This is a genomic window from Sporofaciens musculi, assembly GCF_009830285.1.
GTDB classification, from domain to species: Bacteria; Bacillota; Clostridia; order Lachnospirales; family Lachnospiraceae; genus Sporofaciens; species Sporofaciens musculi.
Window position 1 is genome coordinate 161575 of the sequence record NZ_WUQX01000003.1, and the last position, 22308, is coordinate 183882.

General features: G+C 41.7%; 22 protein-coding genes and 1 pseudogene. 10 read left to right on the plus strand and 13 right to left on the minus strand.

Translation table 11 applies throughout. From position 1 onward, the window contains the following. Nucleotides 1–56 precede the first annotated feature (56 nt). From GN277_RS28620 to GN277_RS31070, 6 genes are all read right to left on the minus strand, one after another. Nucleotides 57–632 carry a TetR/AcrR family transcriptional regulator gene (locus GN277_RS28620; protein ID WP_159757772.1) on the minus strand — a complete coding sequence of 192 codons (576 nt, stop codon included), beginning with the start codon at nucleotides 630–632 and terminating at the stop codon, nucleotides 57–59. A 30-nt stretch (nucleotides 633–662) separates the two neighbouring features. Further along, nucleotides 663–1964, minus strand: a complete 1302-nt coding sequence (locus GN277_RS28625) for a DUF6070 family protein (RefSeq protein WP_244325026.1) — start codon at nucleotides 1962–1964, stop codon at nucleotides 663–665. Nucleotides 1965–1976: 12 nt separating this feature from the next. Beyond that, the gene (locus GN277_RS28630; RefSeq protein WP_159758036.1) at nucleotides 1977–3278 is read right to left on the minus strand and encodes a DUF6070 family protein; all 1302 of its coding nucleotides are present in this window, start codon (nucleotides 3276–3278) and stop codon (nucleotides 1977–1979) included. After that, nucleotides 3278–4543 carry a DUF6070 family protein gene (locus GN277_RS28635; protein WP_244325027.1) on the minus strand — a complete coding sequence of 422 codons (1266 nt, stop codon included), beginning with the start codon at nucleotides 4541–4543 and terminating at the stop codon, nucleotides 3278–3280. Before GN277_RS28635 ends, GN277_RS28630 begins: the two co-directional genes overlap by 1 nt. 169 nt (nucleotides 4544–4712) lie before the next feature. Continuing rightward, nucleotides 4713–5057, minus strand: coding sequence for a LysR substrate-binding domain-containing protein (locus GN277_RS31065; RefSeq protein WP_159757774.1), 345 nt, complete (start codon nucleotides 5055–5057; stop codon nucleotides 4713–4715). Then, complete coding sequence (locus GN277_RS31070) at nucleotides 5026–5604, minus strand: LysR family transcriptional regulator (protein WP_159757776.1); 579 nt, start codon at nucleotides 5602–5604, stop codon at nucleotides 5026–5028. The genes GN277_RS31065 and GN277_RS31070 overlap by 32 nt, the downstream gene beginning before the upstream one ends. A gap of 187 nt (nucleotides 5605–5791) precedes the next feature. On the opposite strand from GN277_RS31070, the gene GN277_RS28650 reads away from it, so the two are divergent. The 3 genes from GN277_RS28650 to GN277_RS28660 all read left to right on the plus strand — a co-directional run bounded on the left by GN277_RS28650 (nucleotide 5792) and on the right by GN277_RS28660 (nucleotide 7647). Further along, entirely contained in the window at nucleotides 5792–6058 is a 267-nt protein-coding gene (locus tag GN277_RS28650; RefSeq protein WP_159757778.1) for an Abi family protein, read from the plus strand. Between the two features lie 163 nt (nucleotides 6059–6221). Beyond that, complete coding sequence (locus GN277_RS28655) at nucleotides 6222–7001, plus strand: class I SAM-dependent methyltransferase (protein ID WP_159757780.1); 780 nt, start codon at nucleotides 6222–6224, stop codon at nucleotides 6999–7001. Between the two features lie 13 nt (nucleotides 7002–7014). Continuing rightward, on the plus strand, nucleotides 7015–7647 hold the full coding sequence (locus tag GN277_RS28660) for a chloramphenicol acetyltransferase (protein WP_204162869.1): 633 nt from the start codon (nucleotides 7015–7017) through the stop codon (nucleotides 7645–7647). A gap of 105 nt (nucleotides 7648–7752) precedes the next feature. On the opposite strand, the gene GN277_RS28665 is transcribed toward GN277_RS28660, so the two are convergent. Beyond that, the gene (locus tag GN277_RS28665) at nucleotides 7753–8436 is read right to left on the minus strand and encodes an ATP-binding protein (RefSeq protein WP_159757781.1); all 684 of its coding nucleotides are present in this window, start codon (nucleotides 8434–8436) and stop codon (nucleotides 7753–7755) included. An 86-nt stretch (nucleotides 8437–8522) separates the two neighbouring features. On the opposite strand from GN277_RS28665, the gene GN277_RS28670 reads away from it, so the two are divergent. Further along, nucleotides 8523–9182 carry a Crp/Fnr family transcriptional regulator gene (locus tag GN277_RS28670; protein ID WP_159757783.1) on the plus strand — a complete coding sequence of 220 codons (660 nt, stop codon included), beginning with the start codon at nucleotides 8523–8525 and terminating at the stop codon, nucleotides 9180–9182. 107 nt (nucleotides 9183–9289) lie between these two features. On the opposite strand, the gene GN277_RS28675 is transcribed toward GN277_RS28670, so the two are convergent. The 4 genes and pseudogenes from GN277_RS28675 to GN277_RS28690 all read right to left on the minus strand — a co-directional run. Further along, on the minus strand, nucleotides 9290–9604 hold the full coding sequence (locus tag GN277_RS28675) for a type II toxin-antitoxin system RelE/ParE family toxin (RefSeq protein WP_016220665.1): 315 nt from the start codon (nucleotides 9602–9604) through the stop codon (nucleotides 9290–9292). A gap of 1 nt (nucleotide 9605) precedes the next feature. After that, nucleotides 9606–9908 carry a type II toxin-antitoxin system RelB/DinJ family antitoxin gene (locus GN277_RS28680; protein WP_016220666.1) on the minus strand — a complete coding sequence of 101 codons (303 nt, stop codon included), beginning with the start codon at nucleotides 9906–9908 and terminating at the stop codon, nucleotides 9606–9608. 357 nt (nucleotides 9909–10265) lie between these two features. Further along, entirely contained in the window at nucleotides 10266–12620 is a 2355-nt protein-coding gene (locus GN277_RS28685; RefSeq protein ID WP_159757785.1) for an ABC transporter permease, read from the minus strand. After that, nucleotides 12621–13208, minus strand: a pseudogene (locus GN277_RS28690) (ABC transporter ATP-binding protein); the annotation flags it as partial. It lies immediately after the preceding gene. A gap of 294 nt (nucleotides 13209–13502) precedes the next feature. On the opposite strand from GN277_RS28690, the gene GN277_RS28695 reads away from it, so the two are divergent. Next, on the plus strand, nucleotides 13503–14672 hold the full coding sequence (locus tag GN277_RS28695) for an IS110 family RNA-guided transposase (RefSeq protein WP_280178624.1): 1170 nt from the start codon (nucleotides 13503–13505) through the stop codon (nucleotides 14670–14672). 456 nt (nucleotides 14673–15128) lie between these two features. Here GN277_RS28695 and GN277_RS28700 read toward each other — a convergent pair whose 3' ends face one another. Then, nucleotides 15129–16037, minus strand: a complete 909-nt coding sequence (locus GN277_RS28700) for a YdcF family protein (protein ID WP_244325028.1) — start codon at nucleotides 16035–16037, stop codon at nucleotides 15129–15131. Nucleotides 16038–16443: 406 nt separating this feature from the next. On the opposite strand from GN277_RS28700, the gene GN277_RS28705 reads away from it, so the two are divergent. The 5 genes from GN277_RS28705 (at nucleotide 16444) to GN277_RS28725 (ending at nucleotide 20723) form a co-directional block, all read left to right on the plus strand. Further along, nucleotides 16444–17145, plus strand: coding sequence for a response regulator transcription factor (locus tag GN277_RS28705; RefSeq protein WP_159757791.1), 702 nt, complete (start codon nucleotides 16444–16446; stop codon nucleotides 17143–17145). A 1-nt stretch (nucleotide 17146) separates the two neighbouring features. Further along, nucleotides 17147–18070 carry a sensor histidine kinase gene (locus GN277_RS28710; RefSeq protein WP_159757794.1) on the plus strand — a complete coding sequence of 308 codons (924 nt, stop codon included), beginning with the start codon at nucleotides 17147–17149 and terminating at the stop codon, nucleotides 18068–18070. Nucleotides 18071–18195: 125 nt separating this feature from the next. Beyond that, nucleotides 18196–19119 carry an ABC transporter ATP-binding protein gene (locus tag GN277_RS28715; RefSeq protein ID WP_159757797.1) on the plus strand — a complete coding sequence of 308 codons (924 nt, stop codon included), beginning with the start codon at nucleotides 18196–18198 and terminating at the stop codon, nucleotides 19117–19119. Beyond that, complete coding sequence (locus tag GN277_RS28720) at nucleotides 19103–19885, plus strand: ABC transporter permease (RefSeq protein WP_244325029.1); 783 nt, start codon at nucleotides 19103–19105, stop codon at nucleotides 19883–19885. Before GN277_RS28715 ends, GN277_RS28720 begins: the two co-directional genes overlap by 17 nt. A gap of 13 nt (nucleotides 19886–19898) precedes the next feature. After that, the gene (locus GN277_RS28725) at nucleotides 19899–20723 is read left to right on the plus strand and encodes an ABC transporter permease (protein ID WP_159757803.1); all 825 of its coding nucleotides are present in this window, start codon (nucleotides 19899–19901) and stop codon (nucleotides 20721–20723) included. Between the two features lie 118 nt (nucleotides 20724–20841). Here GN277_RS28725 and GN277_RS28730 read toward each other — a convergent pair whose 3' ends face one another. Further along, on the minus strand, nucleotides 20842–22122 hold the full coding sequence (locus GN277_RS28730; RefSeq protein ID WP_159751637.1) for an IS110 family RNA-guided transposase: 1281 nt from the start codon (nucleotides 22120–22122) through the stop codon (nucleotides 20842–20844). Between the last annotated feature and the right edge of the window lie 186 nt (nucleotides 22123–22308).

Consider the following 22308-nt stretch of genomic DNA (forward strand, 5'->3'; position numbering starts at 1 on the left):
GTGCTTGCATGCATTATATTTCTTTTTTTGGCACTGCCCTCTGACAGCGCCAAATCTTACGGATCGATTCCTTTTACAAACATCTGCACGCTTTCATTAATGTACCTGTCTTTTTCAATCTCTGTAAGCTCTTTTCCGAACGATGCATTCAGAAATGTATAGCCGAATGTTGCCGAAAATACGGTCAATGCCAGAGCCTCAAAATCTTTCTCCGGTATTTTGCCCATCGCGCACATTTTATTCAGATAATCAGTAAATGTCCTCAAAAATGCCTGGGGAACCTTCATGATAAGCTCTTTGGTTTCCTCATAGAGCTGCGGCGCCCTCAGACCGATTGACAGATTCACGAAATCCGGCGTCATCCTGTCAATATATGCCCCCATGAACATTTTCAGGTCTGCCTGCAAATCCCACTCAACATTTTCAAAAATCTCCGGTGTCACATCCGCCCGCCAGCCCGCTTGGTTTGTCCCTTGTAAAACAATATCCTTTTTGCTCTCAAATTTGCGGAACAAGGTACACTCATTTACACCGGCTACCCTTGCAATTTCTTTTGTGGTTGTTGCGACATATCCCTTATCTCGGACTAATGCCATCGCCGCATCGATGATCTTCTGGCTTGTCTCATCCATTTTCTCCTCCCCCTCTCTGCAGTTTTATCATCAATAATATCCTTTCATGCAAGTACATGCTTTCATCATAGCAGAATAAATATCTAAAGTCAATATCCTATAAATATCCAAACCTTTTATCTGCCCCCCAACCCGATACCAGTATTCTGGGATTTCCCTGATCCCGTCACCAAGAATCCGATTGCCCAGATAGCGGAAACTGCCGTCTTCTGCAAATCTTACGGTCAGTTCATGGGTTATGAGCCTGTCATCACATATAACCATGTCACACACTGCATCGACGGTCAGCGTAACCGTTCCGTCTTCATTTTCTTTGATATCCGTCACCTCCGGAAGCGATGTCCCGAAGAAATTCGGATCATAATTTCCACATCCTAGCCGTTCCCACGTGTATCTCCGGCTTTCTTTATCAAATGCGGCATATTCCCGTATCTGTTCTGCTGTCACTGGCAGATACTCCATGAGCAGACTCTCAAACTCATCCTGCGGGATCCCATCCTGATCATCTGCGGGCAAAAAGGTCTCCTGGTATTTCATATTATACAGATATTCATACAGTCCATTATAATCCAATTTCTCCATATGTTCTGCGTCCCAATCAGAACACAGCAGATTATTCCCTTTATACCCGATATCTCGGACGCATTTTTCAGACAGCTCTTTTTGTTCCTCAGTCATTGGTTTTATCCGGAGCAGACAGCTTCCATCCACGATCTCCGTTACTTCCGGCGGTTCGGGAACGCACATTTCATAACAGAACCAGCCCTTGTCTGTGTAACTCCAGTCCTTTATTTTGGTATAAGAAATATACTCCACCCTTGGATGGTTGTCTTCCCGCCACGCTGCCCTTGCACTTAGGACATACATATCATTCCCGTCAAACGTATATTTTCTTCTTCCTATCCCTCCATCAGACTGTATCTCATAAACTACCGCAAATCCACTGTTTCCTTTTATGCATTCTTCCAGGAAGCCATCCATTTTCTCATAATTTTCCATATTGGAATACAACAGAGTTGAATGGACCGCTTCCCCTGTTTCCCCGGCTTTCTCCTGCATCATCTGAATGGTCTCATCAGAGAATCCGTCTGATAAAGTGTACACATCAGAAACCGCCTCCGCCATCCTGATACAATCCTCCTCTGCCTCTTCCCTTTCCTTATCATCGACCGGAAGATTGTAGCCTTTTTCCCATTGTTTTGCATCTTCTTTCCTTTTCTGTGTTTCTTTTTCTAAAGAAGATTCCTTCCTGTCCGGAATCTCTGCGCAAGCACACAAAATAGCAGCAAGCACAAACACCATAACCAAAATACATTTCTTCTGCAACGGCATATTATCTTCCTTTCACTCTATTACCGGAATTTCCAGCTCCTTCTGCTCTATCACGTTAGAAAGATATCGAAAAGTCCCGTCTTCAAACGGCTGTACAACAATCATATTAGTAAACGCATAATCCGAATTATAATCCGGCCATACACCATCGACAAACAGCGTTATCGTTCCATCCCCGTTTTCCGTATAATCAACCACTTCTCCAAAAGGCGGGTATGGACTTGCATATATCATTTCATAGGGGTAACTGCCACTGCCTGCATCATAGCCGCATACCTTTCGTACCTGTTCTACAGATACCGGAAAACATGCGGTCATGACCTGTTCATACACTTCTGCAGGGACAGTCCTGTCCTTCGTTCTGAAAATCTCACCTGTGTAAATACGATAAATATCTTCAAACATACGAGGCATCAGAATATCCTCCACATTGCTGCTGTCCCAGTTCGTCACAAGCATATTATAATTAACATAGCTTAGGCCGGATAAATACTTTTTGGTTAATTCCCTGCACTTATCTGATATGGGACTTGTTCTAAAGCACTGGCGCAGGCTTGAATGTGGAATCAGGATTTCATATGAATAAATAAAATATCCTTTTTCCGTTAATTTTATTTCTGCTATGCTGTTTTCCAAAGTATTCCTTATCTCAGGTATGCCGCCCTGCTGCCAGCCTATCCCTACATAATAGGTCTGCAGTTCATCCATCCTGTACAGGAAAGTAAATGCACCGATCAGGCCGTCCGGATTCACCTGGAAGATTGTGAACATGGACTCTTTTTGATTCAGATAATCGGCGTAAAATGCGTGGAGCCTTTCCGGATTTACCATATTGCAGTCCTCCGTAATGCTTACAAACCCCGCCTGTCCAAGAAGTGAGACCACTTCCTTACACTGCTCGCCTGTAAACTCTGCAATATTCGATGAAAAAGCAGGGCCGTCAGCGACCTCTATATTCTGATAGATACCTTTTACCTGCTCTGCTGCCGTCAAAGCCGTCTCCTGAATCTTCTTCTTTTCTTCCTCTGTAAAAAGGCAGACTTTCCTCTCCTGGGTAACTGGCGCCTGGGAATCAGAAGATTTTGCAGTAATATTGCCGATATCTATTTCGTCCCCGTCTATCTCGTCAGCATCTATTCCTTCCATATGATTAACAGGAACTTCTGCCTTTTGCGCCCTGATTTCCTCTATGTTTTCCTCTCCTGAATTATTCTGCTTTGGTCCTTTTAAAACTATGACACAGGCGATAACAATAACCAGCAATTCTATGATGAAAACGCCCTTTTTTTGAATCAGCCATTTCACATTTTCCATCATTCCATGCCTCCATACATCTCTTCCCACTGTTCCGGAGTCAGACGCGGCTTATGCCAGGTTCCCTCCTGATTCTCCTCTGACGGTATAACCCGGTTAGATACATACTGCACCCCTCCGCCTTCCAAAGGGCGGACCACCACCTCGTGGGCATATACTTTGGAAATGCCTGCATAAGGAAATACCACATTTACTGTCAGCGTTATGGTTCCGTCACTGTTTTCCGTATACTGAACTACTTCCGGATATGGATACTCCGGATATTCCACTTCATAAAAGCCTCTCGGCTTATATTCATACGTCCCATCCTCCGGATAAAAAACCGTTTTTGACTGCAATGTACCGCTGTCTATGTTGATATATCTTTGAATGACGTTCTCAAATTCATCCTCCGGTATCCTGTATACCGCGCCGACCCCTAAGTTATCGTCCATACCATATGGGATCTGCCCGCCGTTTACCCTGGGGTAAAACAGGTCATACAGATCATAGAAATCCAACGTCCCAAAATCATTCTCATTCCAATCCACCAGAAACAGGTTATTCCTCTCATAACCGGCAGGAAGGATATACTGCCGGTTCAGCTCCCTGCATGTTTCGTCTAAAGGCAGCACCCTAAGCGCAGCATACTCGCTGGCTTCACTCATAGTGAGCACATATAACTGTTCGGAAAAATAACTGCCGGAAAACATCAGATATCCGTCCTCCGTGTATTCCCACCGGTCCGCATGAAAACCGGCTGTAGACACCTTTTCCATGTCCTGATCCTTATACTTGTAATAACTGGTGGTTGCTTCTACCTCTCCGTCTTTTGTCTTCAGGTCATATTTCACAATCCCGTCCAAGACTCCCTCCAGGTCATTGATTTTAAGAATGGTCAGCTCTCCTTCCTCTTTCGCGTCTACTTTCCCGCAGAAGCTGATGACCTGCTCCGGTTCTGCCATGTCAATCTGGTTCCTTCCGTCAACGGCCGCATAACCATGATTACCAAATTGGTTTACAATACTGCGGAACATTTCCAAATCCTCCATACGTCCTGCTTCCTCAGCATCTCTAAAAAGCTCATATCCAATCTCGATCACTGGGTCTGCTTTCTCCTGGGCCTCCTTCCCGGACTTTGCCGCCCCGTTCCCCTGTTCATCATCTCCAGATTCCGTCTGGGATGTATCAGCACATCCGGATATACTCAAAAGCACGATAAGAAGAAGAACGAACCAGTTTCTTCCCATCTTCTGCTTGTACCTGTCTTTTCCTTCAAACCTCATATCTGCCTCCATTCATCTGTTCTAAATCCCGCGTATCTATAGGCTTCAAAAGAAATACTACGCATGTAGGATTTAAAGTCAAAAAATTTATTAAGCTATTGTCTCAAAATTAATATTACATATGTAGGATTTTAAAGTCAAGAGAAAAATGTAAATGTTTCCTTTTCCTTCAAGATATAGAAACACCGTTAGCGACAGGTTTTGCATGGATAAATTTCAGAATATTGTCATTGAACGGCTGTATATCCTGATATAAAAAACCGATTTCACGAGGCGGAACAGGATTGGACAAGGTGATTTCCATCAGGCAGCCCGTTTCTAACTCCTGCCCTACAAACTGTTTCACAACACAGGAAATTCCAATCCCCATTTTGGCAAATTCAATCAGCATATCCATTTTATTTACCTCAAGAATATGCAGGGGAATGATATTATTTTTTGCATAGTAAGTGTTAATATGCTTCCTGGATATATTATCTTTATCAAGGAGCATGATATTCGCATATTTCATCATTCTGGCAGTCCCATTTCTCCCTATAAGCCGGCGTGCAGACAAAAATATACTCAATCATCCCCAGGGAATGATACATGAACCTTTCGGGATTTGGCGGCTTCACTACCAACGCCAGATCAATGCTGCACTTTTCAATCATAACAAATGCTTCTGCCGAGGACGTACATGTGATTGCCAGATCTGTATCAGAATATAAGCTCAAATATTCTTTCAGATAAGACCTGAGAAAATGTTTACACAACACATTGCTGGTGGCTATGCGCAAATGTCCTGCATAAAAGGGAGACTTAAGACTTTTTTCCGTATCCGAAAGCATCTGAAGCGCTTTTTTCGCACTGTCATACAGCAGTCTTCCTTTCTCTGTCAGCTCCACTCCCTTTGATTTTCTGATAAAAAGCGTGGTGTTAAGATTCTCTTCCAGTTTCTTTATGGTGATGCTTACTGCCGGCTGGGAAATATACAGCGAAGCGGCCGCTTTGGATATACTTTTCTTTTCAGCAACAGAAAGAAATATCTTGTATTTTGTGAGATTATCAAATGTGTTCATAACTCCTCCATAATTATAATTTATATATCTTTTATAAACCATATATTTAAACTATATTATATAGAGATGTATAATTCAACGTTCTGCTATATTAAACTCAGTGATCGTTCTGTGGAAACTTGTGAAGCCCACAGGCGGGGGAGAGCCGACGGGTATCTCCCTCTTTTACATTACAGGAGATTTTACTATGGCGGCATCAAAACGCCTGTGCCCACGGAGAATCCCCAAAAAGAGAAACCAGGATGCCTATGGAAAACAGGATTTGTTTGCTGTTGTCATTGCTTTCCGCTACTTATTAACAAAAGAAGATTTTTCTAACTTCAAAAGAAAACTTGTTTTGGAAATAGGGAAATTAAATAAAAAGTTCATTTACATTACTGAAACCGAATTGCTGGAGCAAATGGGTTTCCCGAATAACTGGAAGAACATTGCCCGCTATCATACAATCCTATAGAAAGGAGAAGATGTTTCCTCTTATGAGCAAGCGTCTTCCTTTTTTATTATTTCTTTGTGCACTCCATAACTACAATTTATATATTTTATAAAAATCATATATTTGAACTATATTATATAAAGAAGTATAATTCAATAAAACATATCAGAGTAGGGGATTTTGCATGGATACATTCGAATTTGACGGAGAGAAATACAAAACTGCTTCAAAACACCAAAAAGAATGGGGGAATGACCTGATTTCAGAGTTTTCGTTCAACGGAAATGAAACGATACTGGACCTTGGATGCGGGGACGGGATTCTGACAGAACAATTAGCATTATTTGTGCCACGGGGAAAGGTGCTGGGAATAGACGCTTCTCTTCACATGATTGAAACTGCCGGAATGATTCACAGAAATAATCTGAATTTCGCGCATATGGACATAAACAAGATGAATTTCGAGAAGGAATTTGACCTTATTTTTTCTAATGCAGCCTTACATTGGGTGAAAGACCATAGACGGCTTTTGAAGAATGCACATAAAGCGTTAAAAACAAACGGAAAAATACTGTGGGATTTTGGAGGTGCCGGTAATTGTGCTAATTTTGTCAGCGTGATTCAAAGTATCATAGCGGAACATCCGTATGCAAAATATTTTAAAGACTATGAATGGCCGTGGTTTATGCCGTCCAAAGCACAGTATACAGATTTTCTTTCAGCGGTCGGATTTTCTTCCTGTACAATTAGAGAACTAAATAGAGACAGATATTTCCCCAGCGCTTCTGATATGATCCGTTGGATTGACCAGCCCTGCCTTGTACCGTTTCTTAAACAGGTTCCCCAGGAATTAAAGGCAGCTTTCCGCCAGAGGGTAATCGAAGAAATGTTAGAAAGAACACAAACGCCGGACGGAACTTATTTTGAAACGTTCCGCAGAATCAGAATATATGCTGGGAAATAAAGGAGGAAATAAGATGGAGAATACGATGAAGAAAATTGATTTAGCTAATTGGGAAAGGACATTGCATTATCAAATCTTCAGAAACTATGCCCAACCGCAATACTGTGTCACTTTTGATTTAGATGTCACACATTTTCTGGATGTAATCAAAAAGCGTGGGTACTCCTTTACATTTTCATTCGTATTTGCCGTTTCCAAATGCTCAAATCAGATCAAAGAATTTCGCTGTCGCTTTGTTGACGGAGAACCGGTGATATTTGATAAGATTCACACCGCATTTACCTATCTGAATAAAGATACGGAATTGTTCAAGGTTGTGAATGTGGAAATGACAGATACACTGGAAGAATATGTAACTCTCGCGTCTGAAACAGAACAGGCGCAAAAAGATTACTTTACAGCGCCGCTAGGGAATGATGTGTTCCAGTTCTCCGCTTTTCCATGGGTCGCATATACCCATATTTCCCACACAGATTCCGGAAATAAAAATAACGCAACACCATTATTTGACTGGGGCAGATATGAAAAAAGGAATGGAAAAATCATGCTTCCCTTTTCTGTCCAAGTTCATCATTCTTTCGTAGACGGGGTGCATATAGGCAAATTAGCGGAGAATTTACAGCTTTATCTCAATACACTATCTTAACACTCATTAAGATTTTTCCAGTCAGGAATTGGTCTGCGAACGATTAGGTTCGTCAGACCAATTCCTGTAAGATACTTTTATAGATATTTCTTTCATGAAAAACAATTAATTATCAAGAATTTTCCCATCCGTAGAAATGGTTACAACTCTCCATGGTATAAATCTGCCACTCCTTTTAAGAGCCTCTTTTACCGCATGTTCAATTCCGCAGCAGCATGGAACTTCCATCCTTACAACCGTCACACTCTTGATATCATTTCCTGCAATCATTTCCGTCAGTTTGTCCGTGTAATCCCCTTCATCAAGCTTGGGGCACCCAATCAGCGTAATATGGTTCCTGATAAACTCGCTATGGAAATTCCCATAGGCATATGCCGTACAGTCCGCGGCAATTAGCAGATTGGCATTCTCAAAATAAGGCGCCTTTACAGGTGCGAGTTTTATCTGTACAGGCCATTGCTTTAGCTGGCTGCTGACAGGGATAGCGGTAACAGAAACATCCGAATCCGCTGCATTTCTTGTAATCGTCCTTGCGTTTGATCCGGGACAGCCAGCCTTTTTTGCAGCGAATACGGCCGCCTCATCATAGGCAGGCGCCTCCCGTTCCTCAAATGAAATCGCATCAGCCGGGCATGTTGGCAGACAATCCCCCAAACCGTCACAGTAATCCTCACGGGTAAGCTCTGCCTTCCCATCTATCATTTCAATCGCACCTTCATGGCAGGCTGCCGCACAGGCACCGCATCCGTTACATTTCTCTTTATCAATTTTAATAATTTTTCTGATCATATGAACTCCTCCTTGCTTTTCTGTAGCTATCATAATACAATAAACAAAACAATTCGGTTGTATTTACAACAGAAAGAGGATTTTATATGGAAAAATATGTGCCTGTGCTCAAAGAGACACAGCTGTTTGCTGGTGTAAGGGCAGACGAAGTCAATACAATACTCGGATGTTTCCAGGCAAAATCCCGTATTTATAAAAAAGAGGAATATATTTTCAGGCAGGGGGAACACCTGACCCATATTACGGTTTTGGTAAAAGGGAAGCTGCACATCCAGCGGGATGACTATTGGGGAAACCGGAGCATTGTCAACGTCATCCATGTCGGTGAAATGTTCGGAGAAGCCTATGTCTCCCCCGGAAGCGGACCGATTCTGAATGATATTATTGCTGTGGACAACAGCACCGTCATATTCTTTGATGTACGGAAAATGCTGAACGTCTGTTCATCAGCCTGCCGTTTCCATTCAATCGTACTGCAGAATCTTTTTTTTGCAATATCTGATAAGAACAGGAAACTCGTACAGAAGCTTGGACATATATCAAAGCGTACCACGCGGGAAAAATTGATTTCTTATCTGTCCGAAGAGGCAAAAAAGCAGAACAGTAGTTCCATTACCATTCCCTTCAACCGACAGCAGCTTGCGGATTTTCTTTCCGTAGACCGCAGTGCTATGTCCAATGAGCTGTGCAGGATGCGGAATGAAGGGCTTCTGACCTTTGAGAAAAATCAATTTACTCTGCTGTAGATTCATATTTGTAAAACTGAAAAGAAATACAAAAAGGCAGGACACCTTCCTTTTTACGGGAACATATCCTGCCTCATGTTTCATATTTCCTTTTTTGATTTTATCATTTAACCTTTTAATCGGTTTTCAATATCTGATGCACTATATAATACATCTGTTACAATCACTTTATCTCCCTGGATTATAAAAAAGACAGAATAATTGTCTATCAACAATCTTCTCATCTCTTTGCTTCGTTCCGGTTCTGATTCCATAATACAGATTCTCTCAGCCATAGTATCCAATGTCAAAATAGCGTCTGCAATCCGGTTATACTGATCCATTGCATTTTCCGGTGCCTGAAGGACATAAGCAATGTGATTGTATAATTGATCCATATCAGCCAATGCTTCATTTGTAATCTCAACCGTATATTGTTTCATATCAATGAGTCTCCCTAAATTTTGCGAACGCTTCCGCTGCATTTTGCACTCTACCTGCTGCTATATCATTGTAACCTTTTTCCAATTTTTGATGGATTTCTTCCGTTGTCATGGCATCTGCATGAATCGGTACTGGTGCTTTTGGTAAAGAAACAGAAAAAGGAATTCCACCTGTAAGAGAAATTTGATTCAAATATATATCAATTGCTGTTGACATGGGAACACCTAACTGAGACAATACTTTTTCTGCCCGTTCTTTAACAGTTGGATTTACTCTTAAGTTCAATGTTGCTGTTTTTTCCATAATTACACCTCCTTGTTTTTATATTGTAACGCTTTTGTCGTTACAATTCAAGCGCTAATTTCTTCCATAATATCAGACATACACTAGCGAAAAAACTCCCCAATATCCTGAAAAGTCCCCTGAAGCTATTCCTCTCCGTCACAATAACATAATACACTATTTTTAGACAGATTGAATCTGTCTTAGCGTTGTGCCTCCAAATATTCTAATTGTATCATTTTATCCGATAATGTCAGAAATTGACCATTCTGGTTTATAAAACTGCAGCCAGCTAAAAACTGAATAATAGCCTTACATGCAGAACGGCACAAAAAACAGAAAATTCAAAAAAGACTTCCTGTTTTTTTTGCCCATTTATTACAATTCATTTATCGTCTCTGTCACCACCATACTCCGAATGCGTTTCGCCGGAAAGTAGATTGCAGCCACGGCCGCTGCAAAAACCAACAGCACGATGACCAAAAGCGGAACGATTGGAATGCTCCACACAGCATATGGAAAATGCGGTATAATCAGGATACCGTACAGCCCTTTACTAAGGAGCAGTCCGAGAATACATCCGGCCACACATCCATAGAAAGCATAAGTAAATGCCTCTGCCGCTATCATTTTTGTTACCTGCCATTCGTCCATGCCGACCGCGCGCATTGTTCCGTACTGCCTGATTCTGGCAGATACACTCATGGAAATACTGTTCACAATATTCAATACTGTCACCAATGCGATAATCGCCAGGAATCCATAAGCAAAAATCATAAATGCCGCATACGTGTTGCCTGTTTTCTGGCCGATCCTGTTTCTAAACGCATATTCACCGTCTATTTCATTGTCCGCTGCATTACGGATTGCTTCCACATCTCCATTCTCTACATCCTCTTCCATCTGCACCATGAGCAGAGCATATTCCGCAATACCCATCAGCCGTGTAAATGTTTCTTTTGAAGTAATGATTGTAACCTTTCCACCAGACGTCCCGTCACTGCTGAACGGATTCATTTTCAGCATTCCCGCAATCTCAACCTCTTCACTGCCAACCCGTATCTTATCACCTATCCCTACCGGAACATCTGCGTCACAGATTGCCAGAACATAACGGCTGTTCCCGTATACCTTTGAAATATCACTGCCTTTTTTAAGCTCCTTATCCTTTGTCAGACAGTCCAGATCAAATTCATCATAAGAAATAACATCCACCACGCCAGACGAAAGGCTCTCTTCCTCAAACTGCGCCGGGACATCAAAACAGCTCCTGCGCCCAAACACATTGGTTACTTCCTCCATGCCTGCAAGTTCATCCAGCAGTACGCTGCTTATTGAATTCGAGCCGTCACTGCTCGCAATCTCAATATCTGCATCATTAGATTTCTGGGGCATAATCAGGCTCACCAAATCTGCAAAAACGGTAAAACTTAAAAAAAGAATAATGCTGAGGGCAAAAGAGCCGGTCAGCAATATCAGGTTTTTCTTTTTCGATACCGCATGATGCATGCCAAGAGCGGTTTCTATTTTTGCAAACCGGGTATTTGCTGCGCTGCTCATATTTTTCCCATCCCCTGCATTCCCTGTAACAGCCGACACAGGCGACACCTTGGACGCTCTTTTTGCCGGAGACTGCGCTGCAATCAGAACCGTAATAATTCCCACTGCCACTCCGCTGACAATTCCTGCCGCACTCACTCCAAACAATGGAATACTGACAAATTCCTCTCCTGCCATAAACCGCAGCAGGGCGCACACTCCCCATGTGACCAGAATACCAAGGATGACACCTGCCGGAATCGCAATCTTACACCAGTTCAGGGCTTCCAGCCTTACGAACCGGATAATCTGCTCCCTGCTCATACCGATACAGCGCATCATACCGAAAAATTTTGTCCTTTGGGCAACATTGCTGTTCATACTGCCTGCAATCATCAGCGCTCCTGCAATCAGTATCAAAATAAACAGCATAACAGCAATCATGTAAATCTCCTGCATTCCCGAATCCCCACCAAGGGCTCCCGTCCCCATCAAAGCTTTATTTACTTCGATATTCTCATCCGCCCATCCATACTCTTCCTTGATGTCTGAAACATGTCTGCTAATATCTGCCTGGCTCTGATACCGTATATATAAGGATGGATTTCGGACAAGCCCGTACTTCTCGAACGCTTTTCGGTTCATATATACACTGAATGTTCCATATAATGCATTGAACTCCTCATCATCCTCACCAAATCCGGATATGGTAAAATCCATACTGCCGGAAGGTGTTTCTATGGTGATTCTGTCGCCTGTCTTTGCGCCAAACGCATCCTTTGCATTAGAGCTGAGCAAAATCTCCGTATCATTCTGCGGGAAAGAGCCCTCCTTCAAACCATTCTTGATATCCGTAATATAAGCTTCATCAACCCCATATAGAACAGCCTTCCTTTTCCCAATATGGTACTCTTCTTCCCTGCCGTAATTCACCACATCCGTCCATGCCGCAACAGAAACATCTGCACTTTGGCCAATCCGCTCTGCATCGGCTTCAGGCACATTTTTTAGCTGGATATGCCAGTTCCCATGCTTCTTAAGCATATTATTCGTCTGCATCCTATTTCCCATGTCAGCCATACTGAAAACCGCCGTCACCAGAAATACGGAAATTGTAATGCACAAAAGTGTCAGCCGGTTCTGCCGCCTGTGGACATGTGCAGAAATCGGAATTAAGCTAAGATAATTCTTCATTCACCGCACCTCCCCCAAATCATTCAGCTCCCCATCCGACACCTGCAGGATACGATCCGCTTTCTGTGCAATGCTGCGGCTGTGGGTAATCATAATGATAGTCTGCTCATACTTCTTGGACGCTTCTTTTAAGAGCGTAATCACCTCTCTGCTGTTCTGTGTGTCTAGATTTCCCGTCGGCTCATCAGCAAGGATGAGGGCAGGACGGGTAATCAGCGCCCGACCGATTGCCACTCTCTGCTGCTGCCCGCCCGAGAGCTGGCTTGGCAGATGGTGCCGGCGCTCCCGAAGGTTCAACACTGTTAGCAGTTCCTCCAGGTATCTTCTGTTTGGTTTCTGGTAATCAAGTAGTACCGGGAAAATGATATTCTGCTCGACCGTCAGTTCGGGAACCAGATTAAAGTTCTGGAAAATAAACCCGATATTCCTGCGACGGAAAACCGTAAGATTTCTTTCTTTCATTGCAAAAATATCCTTGCTGTCAATATATACCTTGCCAAAGGAAGGCATATCCAGCGCACCGATCATATTAAGAAGCGTACTCTTTCCGGAGCCTGATTCCCCGACGATTGCGACAAATTCTCCTTGTATAATGTATTTAGGTTGTTCGAGGGATACCTATAAACCCTTAGACCTACTTCTTTACATCTCCAGTCTGATAGGAGATAATTGTTTTATTAGATTGAGAGGATGATCGTTTTCTCCTTGAGCGATTCTGCTCGTACTTGAAAGACTGATCCCTCTCTCTAATAAGCTTTCCGCGTATGAGTTGGATGTTGGTTGCCTTATGGCTTCTCTCCGTATTTAGCACAAGGTAGTGGCGCTTATTAGATGAGTGGTCTCCCAATCTGAAATCTTTTTTCGAGGTGTTCTTATGTTTTTGTGGGCATTGATATTGGTAAAAATAATCATGTTGCTTCCATGATGGATGATACTGGCAAAGTAGTATTCAAAGCTTTTTCCTTTCCCAATACTTCGGATGGCGGAAATGCGTTGTTTTCCAAACTCGCTTCTTATTCTTTAAACCCCTCTGATTTTGAGATCGGTATGGAAGCTACTGGCCACTACTGGCTTTCCGTTTACTCTTTCCTCTTTGAGAAAAGTTTCCTTCTCCATGTTATCAACCCTATCCAAACCGATGGATGGCGCAGGGGAACAGAAATCCGCAAACGCAAAAATGACATCATTGATTCCCTCCTGATCGCTGACCTGATCCGGTATGGGCAGTTCGTGGAAACCAGGCTTGCAGACGAAGCTCTGTTTTCTCTGCGTACCCTGACTCGCTTCCGCACTTATCTTGTGGAATCCATCAGTGATTTAAAACGGAAAGTTGTCTGTGTTCTGGATCAGGTATTCCCCGAATACCAGTCCATCTTTTCCGACATTTTCGGCAAGACCTCAAAAGAAATCCTTCTCCAGTTTTCTTCACCGATTGATTTTGAATCGGTTTCATCTGAAACCTTGGCGGAACTTCTTGCACAACTTAGCAGACAGAAAGTCGGCGCTGCGAAAGCGGAACAGTTAAAAGCTGCTGCATCCTCTTCTTTCGGCGTTACCTTTGCCAAAAACAGCTTCACGTTCCAGCTCAAATCACTGATCGAGCAGATTTCTTTTATTGAAAAACAGGTAACAGAAACGGAAGCGGAAATTTCCAGTATCATGGAAAAACTGGAATCCCCCATTACTACCATTACTGGAATTGGCACTGTCACAGGAGCGACCATTCTTAGCGAGATAGGCGATATCTCCAAATTTGACAGCCCCAGAAAGCTGGTGGCTTTTGCCGGTCTCGATGCCACTGTTACACAATCCGGTGAATTTGAAGCAGCCCACAATGTAATGAGCAAACGCGGATCACCTTATTTGCGGAAAGCCATTTTTCAGTCCGCTCTAATCGCTTCTTTTAGAGACCCCGTATTAAGTGTCTATTACCAGAAAAAGAGGGCAGAAGGCAAACATCATTTGACATGTGTTGGAGCTGTTGCTAGAAAAATGTGCAACATCATTTATGCCGTCCTAAAAAACAATCGGCCTTACGTTCCAAAAGTGTAAATCCTTTTAACCCATGCCGGCTTGCCTGACAGCAGGCCTTATTGTCATACTCTTTTTTACAAAATTTCTTTTGAATTTTTTCAATTATCTACTTGACTTTTAATAGTTGGTCTTTCGGTACCGAAAAACTAACTTTCTTTAAAGCCTGTACAGCCGTATCTCCTTCCCCGTAGGTCTTGGAAATTGATTTAACCTCCAACAAATTCATAAATTAAAGCACCTCTTTCTCCATAAAATCCATACATCGAAAATGAATTCCCAAATCGTTATGCCCGTCTGCATGGAATTTCATTTTTAATGTATAAGAAGCATAACACACTAATCCTACAGGAATATTGCAATTATCCTGCTATTTTGCAGGAATTATCAATATATAGAGGTTCACTGCAGCATGAATAAAGAGGCTGCTGGTCTTCTTTAGCCTACATTTATGAATTAAAATATGGATTTAATAACTCATCTAAAAGCTATTGCAATGCTTATAATGATGCCTATTACAATGGCGTGTCTCTTCCAGGTCAGCCGAAGATATCCTGCAAATTCACGGAGCAATGCATTCAGTGTAAAATACCATTTCGTCTTTGCACCAAACCCTACGCATTTTATTCCTTGCTGCTTCGCCAGGATTAAAGCTCTAAAGACATGATAAGCAGTTGTAACAATAACAATTTTCGCATTCTCGTTGTCTATCAACTCCTTTGAAAACATCAGGTTTTCCTCAGTTGATACCGATTTTTGCTCCATTATGATCTTTTCAGCATCCACTCCCTGATCGACAGCATATGCCGCCATAGCGGCGCTTTCCGAAATATCTTCGCCTGGCCCCTGCCCTCCGGACATAATCAGTACTGCATTCTGATTGCAACGCAAAAGCTCTATCCCTCTATGAATCCGGGCCGCAAGCAGCGGCGTAACCTTAGTCCCAATAATCCCGGAGCCCAGTACAATAATATAGTCCGCATTCCTCTTTTTTCTCAGATGAATAAGATTAAGGACGGCAGATAGTGAATACATCGCCATCAGTGACAATACATATACAGCAGAAAAACTAATCGTTACATAGAGCATTGTACTGAATCTGCCCTTTTCCAGACTCCCAATCACTGGCCAGACTGCAAGATATCCAAACAGCAAGATTGAAAATAGAATAGATAATAAATTAGAAGGCTTCATTCCCTCATGCCGGATAATTTTTATTCCTTCTATAAAAAACGTAACAATCAAAACTGCCGGAAATGCGATTACGCTGGCTACTGCCAAAATAAACAGAAAAACAAGAAGTCCGATGACTGCATCATGTGACGCAAGCCATTCTGAATACTGGGAAAGTATAAAAAACAAAAAAACAGCCAGACTTGTCATCATCCAGAAAAATGAAACGCCGATCCATAATGTTCTGGGATCGTGCAGCATAATTCTCGCAAATATGCAAAATGGTATTAAAAAAAGAATAAATGAAATCTGCCACATATCTGTATTGCCCCTTTAAAATACGACATTTTTAGAAATTCAAAAAGAAAGCCCTTCCGGTAAGGAATCCTCTTCATAATTTTATCATACTCAAATGGCGGTGTAAAATACATTCTAATACACAATGAGGCACTTGCTATTATTCGAGTATCCATATACAATTATATACTGATACAGTTTGAAGAAAGACAGGTACAAATACTTTGCAGCGAGAACCGCATACCGGACGTTTCAAAACCTGGGTATATGCGGCTGATACAAACAGACGCAAAAAAGACGATTGATGGAAGGGAGTTACGCCATGAATAATGTATTGATTATAGATGATGATAAAGAACTGTGCGCTCTTATGAAAAAATGCGTAGAGCAGGAAAATTTATCAGCCATAGCGGCATATAGCGGCATTCAGGGGCTGCGTCTGGCCGATGAAAACAAAGATAGCTGTTCCCTTATTATTCTGGATATTATGATGCCCGATTTAAACGGATTTCAAGTGTTGCAGCAAATACGGCGGACAAGCAATGTTCCCGTCCTTATGCTCACTGCCAAAAGCGACGAGGAAGATAAAGTGTCCGGCTTGCGAATGGGGGCAGACGATTATCTGACAAAGCCATTTAGCATTAACGAGCTTATGGCGCGTGTAAATTCCCTTATCCGGCGTTATACCCTGCTCAATCCATCTTCCAGCACTGAAACGGATTGTATGGTGTTTCAAGGAATGACGATTGATAATCTTAATCGTCTTGTTTTTATGAATGACGTACAAGTGGAACTTACAGGAAAAGAATTTGATCTGCTCTCTTTTCTTGCAGCGAATAAGGGGAAGGTATTTACGAAGAAGCAGATTTATACCCATGTATGGGAGGAAGAATATGCTTTTGATGATAGCAATATCATGTCTTTTATCAGCAAATTACGGAAAAAAATTGAACCAGACCCGGAACACCCTTTTTATATTTTAACCGTCCGTGGCGTTGGCTATCGTTTTAACAGGGAGGCATAACATGAATGTTAATCTGCTTTTATTGATTGCGTTTTGTATCACACTCTTATTTATTTTGTTTCTTCTCTTAAAACTTAGGCGTGTACAGGGACAACTATCTATTATCGAAGAAGCCCTTGAAGATATAAAATCCGGGAATTTAAACCGCCGTATGTTGACTAAAAAGAACGATATGACAAGAAAAATCTGCTATGGTATTAACGATATTGCAATGAACAGCCAAACGCAGCTTATCAAACAAAAACAATCTGAACAGGCATATAAACGGTTAATGACAAGTATTTCCCATGATGTGAAAACTCCCCTTGCTTCTTTGGTTGGTTATTTGGAAGCAATAGAATGTCAGATAGTTGCAGGAAAAGAAAAAGACGAATATATTCATGTCGCATTTGAGAAAGCTCATTACCTAAAGCATTTTGTTGAAAACCTTTTTGAATGGGTAAAACTGGACTCCGGAGAACAGATTTTTCATTTTGAAATTTTAGACCTAAACGAGTTATCCCGGAATATTATAGTTGATTGGATTTCTGTTTTAGAAAATAACAATTTTGACTATGCGTTTGATATACCGGAAACAGAATATCTTATGCGCATAGATGCAAACGCTTATAGCCGCATCCTCAATAATCTGTTGCAAAATGTCCTTATCCATAGTAAAGGAAGCAAAATATCTTTCCATATTTTTGAAAATGACCTACAAGCCAAAATCACTATGACAGATAATGGAAAAGGAATATCCCCCGATCATCTCCCGCATATTTTTGAAAGAATGTACCAATGTGATCAGTCGCGGTCTGCCGGAGGAAATGGATTAGGCTTATCAATCGTAAAAGAACTTGTAGCTGCTCACAAAGGAAAGATTACCGTTGATAGCACTCCCAATAAAGGAACTGTATTTGCCTTATTGTTTCCGAAATCCCTGTAATAATACGGGGATTTTTCAGTTTTATCGAATTTTGCTTAACTGTAAAAGCAAGAAAAAAGCAAAGTTTCGGCAAGGTTTTGGCAAGGTTAGCGTGATAGAATGAAGTATGAAAAGGAGGTCTCGCAATGAACAAATATGTAATTGAAACAAAAAATCTTACCAAACAATACGGAACACAGAAAAGCGTTGCGGATTTAAATATCCATGTAAGGCAAGGGCGCATCTACGGTCTGCTTGGCAGAAACGGAGCCGGAAAGACAACGACCATGAAAATGCTGCTTGGGCTGACACAGCCCACTTCCGGGGAAGTTACAATCTGGGGAAAACCTTTACGGACAAATGAGAAGAAGCTGTTGCCCCGGATTGGCAGTCTGATTGAATCCCCCGGATTTTACCCGAACCTGACCGCCACAGAAAATCTGCGCATTTTTGCAACCCTGCGGGGAGTGCCGAACCGCAATGCAATTAAAAATGCGCTTGATTTAGTAGGGCTTCCCTATAAAGACAAAAAGCTGTTTTCCCAATATTCGCTTGGAATGAAGCAGCGATTGGCGATTGCCCTTGCCATTATGCACGACCCGGAGCTTTTGATTTTGGACGAACCGATTAACGGTCTTGACCCGATTGGAATTGCGGAAGTACGCTCTTTTATCCGTGACCTCTGTACTGAAAAAGGGAAAACGATACTGATTTCCAGCCATATTCTTTCCGAGATTGCATTGCTGGCTGATGATATAGGAATTATTGACCACGGCGTATTATTGGAGGAAGAAAGCCTTGCAGAGCTGGAAGCAAAGAGCAGCAGACATATCCGTTTTACCGTTTCCAGTACAACACAGGCGGCGAGGATTTTAGAACAGGGTTTCCATGAAATGCAGTTTACCATACAGGACGACTACAAGATGCGTCTGCATAATTTAGATATTTCTGTCGGAGAAATTGTAACCGCCTTTGTCGAAAACGGGCTTACCGTATCAGAAGCCTATGTCTGCGAAGAAAGCCTTGAAGATTATTTCAAGCGTGTAACAGGGGGTGAGGGGATTGCTTGACCTTGTAAAGTGTGAATTTTGGAAGATAAAGCGGAAAGGCTTGTTTAAAATTGCTCTCTTTACGGCTGTTTTATTCCCTGTTTTTAATATCATGCTTTTAGCAGAGGGAAGTTTAGCAGACGTTATGAGCAGCGTGCGTGAGGAAAGCGGTTTCTTACTTCTGATCCCGATACTGGTAATTATAGCTGCTAACCTGTTTTTTGAAGAACACGATAGCGACACCTTAAAAAATCTTATTTGTGTTCCGGTTTTAAAAAACCACTTAGTCATAGCGAAGGTTACTATGCTTTTTCTGTTTTCAGTTACTTATGAAATGTTAGGCTTTTGTATTGGTATCTTAATTGCTCTTGCACAGGGTATTTCTTTAAATGGGTGGGCTTTACAGCTATTCCTTACATTTTGTACGGGTATTTTACTTTGGGCGGCAGCTCTGCCCTGTATTATCCTTGTGGTCTGGTGCAATAAGTCCTATATTATTTCTGTCATAATCGCTTTCTTCTATACACTGCTTGGATTTGCATTGCACCTAAGTGATGCCATTATGATGAAACCATTAGGGCTGAATATCAGCACATTTATTCCTGTACCGATGGTCTTTCGATGGCTGTATCAGTTTAAGGTGCCAGAAGGAAAGATTATGACAGACTTTTATAATCGTCTAAGCCCGTACTTTGTATCAACACCTATCATATTTGCGATACTGATTGCGGAAGCGATTGTATGTATTATATTAATTATACGGGTTTATCAAAAACAGGAAGCATAACAGGAGGTTTTATATGTTATCTATTGTCTTAACAGAATTACAAAAGATAAAGCGGTATCATATTCTGTTGATCGGAATTATAGGAATGGCTCTCTCACCTATTCTTGGGCTTATCACACAGAATGTTGCGATTGAGGAAGCAAAAAATACGAATTTTGACCTTAGCGCATTAGTAGACAGCACAATTTGGAACAATGCAACCGTATTTATGCCTATTATTTTTACTTTGATTGGCGGTTATCTGATAAACAGGGAGTATACGGACGATACATTGAAAAATGTCTTAGTTGTTCCTGTTTCATTTCCTAAATTATTAACAGGGAAATTAACCGCTATGGGCATTTTATCCCTTATATTGGGAATGTATAGTTTCGTAATCACAATCATTGTTGGCATTTTTGCGGGGCTTTCCGGTTTTGATATTCTTGCTTTGATAAAAGGCTTATTTTATATGTTGGGGATCTCGATTTGCATTTATATTGCCGTTCTTCCTATTATCGCATTTTGTGGGAGAACACCGGGATTTTTTATGGGCGGCGCAGTTATCGCTTTTATATTGGGCTATTGCAGTATGTTTTTTAAAAGTGGTCTGCTTAGAAATATTTATCCTTTTTTAGCTTCTTTTACGGTGATTGGTTTTGACACCACATCATATATCAACGCAAAAAATAAAGCAAGCATTCCACTGGGGCTTGCTTCACTTGGAGTAATGTTGTTGATTTCAGCTTTTATCATTGTAATCTCTAAATCGCCGGGTGAAGCTAAAACAAAGCAGAGGAAAAATAATATCTCTCTACGTCCTGCGCAGAGAGAACGCATAATGACAAACAGACATTGAGGATAAGAAAGCAATTTGGTAATATGTCAAGAGGAAAATGAAAAAGATTTTCTTGGAAAAGGGTAACCTTAATAGACCTACGGTCTATTAAGAACGTAAGTTCGATATGCAGTATGGATTACCTACTCTTTTCCGGAGAGTAGAGTTGGCCCTTGTCCAGCAGACCAAAGAGCAGACGTATAAATTTACGGGAAGTCAACGCGAGTGCTCGTTTATGCTGATGGTTTCTTGTCTCAGCATATTTTTTGTCATAGAAAGCTTTGTATTCAGGACAGTGTCTTATAACACTTCCGGCAGCTTCTATGATGTAGTAGCGCAGATATCTGTTGCCAGCTTTGCTCATGTGTTTGTCTTCGGCTACGAAATCGCCAGAGTCATTATCGTTCCAAACGATACCACAGTATTTTGCGAGGGCATTGGCATTAGGAAAAGCCTTAATGGAACCCATTTCGGCCAAGATACCGGCTGAATAAACTTTACCAATCCCAGGAATGGAATTCAGTACAGTGTACTCGTCAGGGTTTAGTCCCTGAACTGTTTGAAGGACTGCTTTATCAATCGCTTTGAGTTCTCTTTCAAAGGAACTGATACAGTTAAAGGAAGAAGCGATTGAGATAGTAAGCGGCTCATAGAGGCATTTATCAAGCCGGTATGAGTTGCGGGCTGCAGCCTGTAAGATTTTTGCTGTTTCTTCCGGATCAGCAATACGGCCTTTGCTCTTGGAGTTAATAAAAGCAACGAGGTCTTCTACGGATGATTTTGCGATATCTTCATTCGTTGTGTACTCGGTAAGAATGGCTTCGGCTGTGGCACCATATTTGTTTGCGAATGGATGCTGCCCATCACGGAGTAATGCGTATTCACTGAACTTGAGATAAATGTTGTTAAGCATGTAAGTCTTTTCTCTTGCGATACATTCAGTGATGTGCATACGGTGTCTGGTAAGACGCTGTAAGGCAAGGTATTGGGAGCCACGCCAGGGTTTGATTGCAATACGTCCCACACGGGCAAAATCGGCAATCACATAAGAGTCAATGCCATCATTTTTTCCGATATCGTTAAAGGACTTTTTGTAGTTCTTAACTTCTTTCGGATTGAGACAGTAAACTCTGACAGAGAATGGAGCAAGCAGGTCACTGGCAGAAAGATAATTCGCCAGATGGACACCATAGAAACCAGTAGCTTCCATACCGATCATAACGTATTTGAACTGATGGTTGTGTTTTAATACATCAGAAATCATCTGTTCAATAAAAGCTGCACCTTCCTGAGTGTTTTCTACAGATTTCATCCTGATGTAGAATTCCTCGTTGAAATCAAGTGCAGAGATAACATGAACACGGGATGCAATATCAATCCCAACAAACAGTGTTGAGAGGTAATCAATATGTTCTTTCACGGATCATCACCACCTTTCAATAAAAGTGAAGAAGAGTAATCATGGGTTATCCCAGACCACTACGCCGGCCTAAACCTCGCGTTATGAGCATTACCTGGAAGAAATACCCTGCTGGTGGCTAGATACCAGGATGCAGCATTTGTGTAATAAGTCTTAGCGCAGTATTAGGGTTGCATGCTTTCTTGG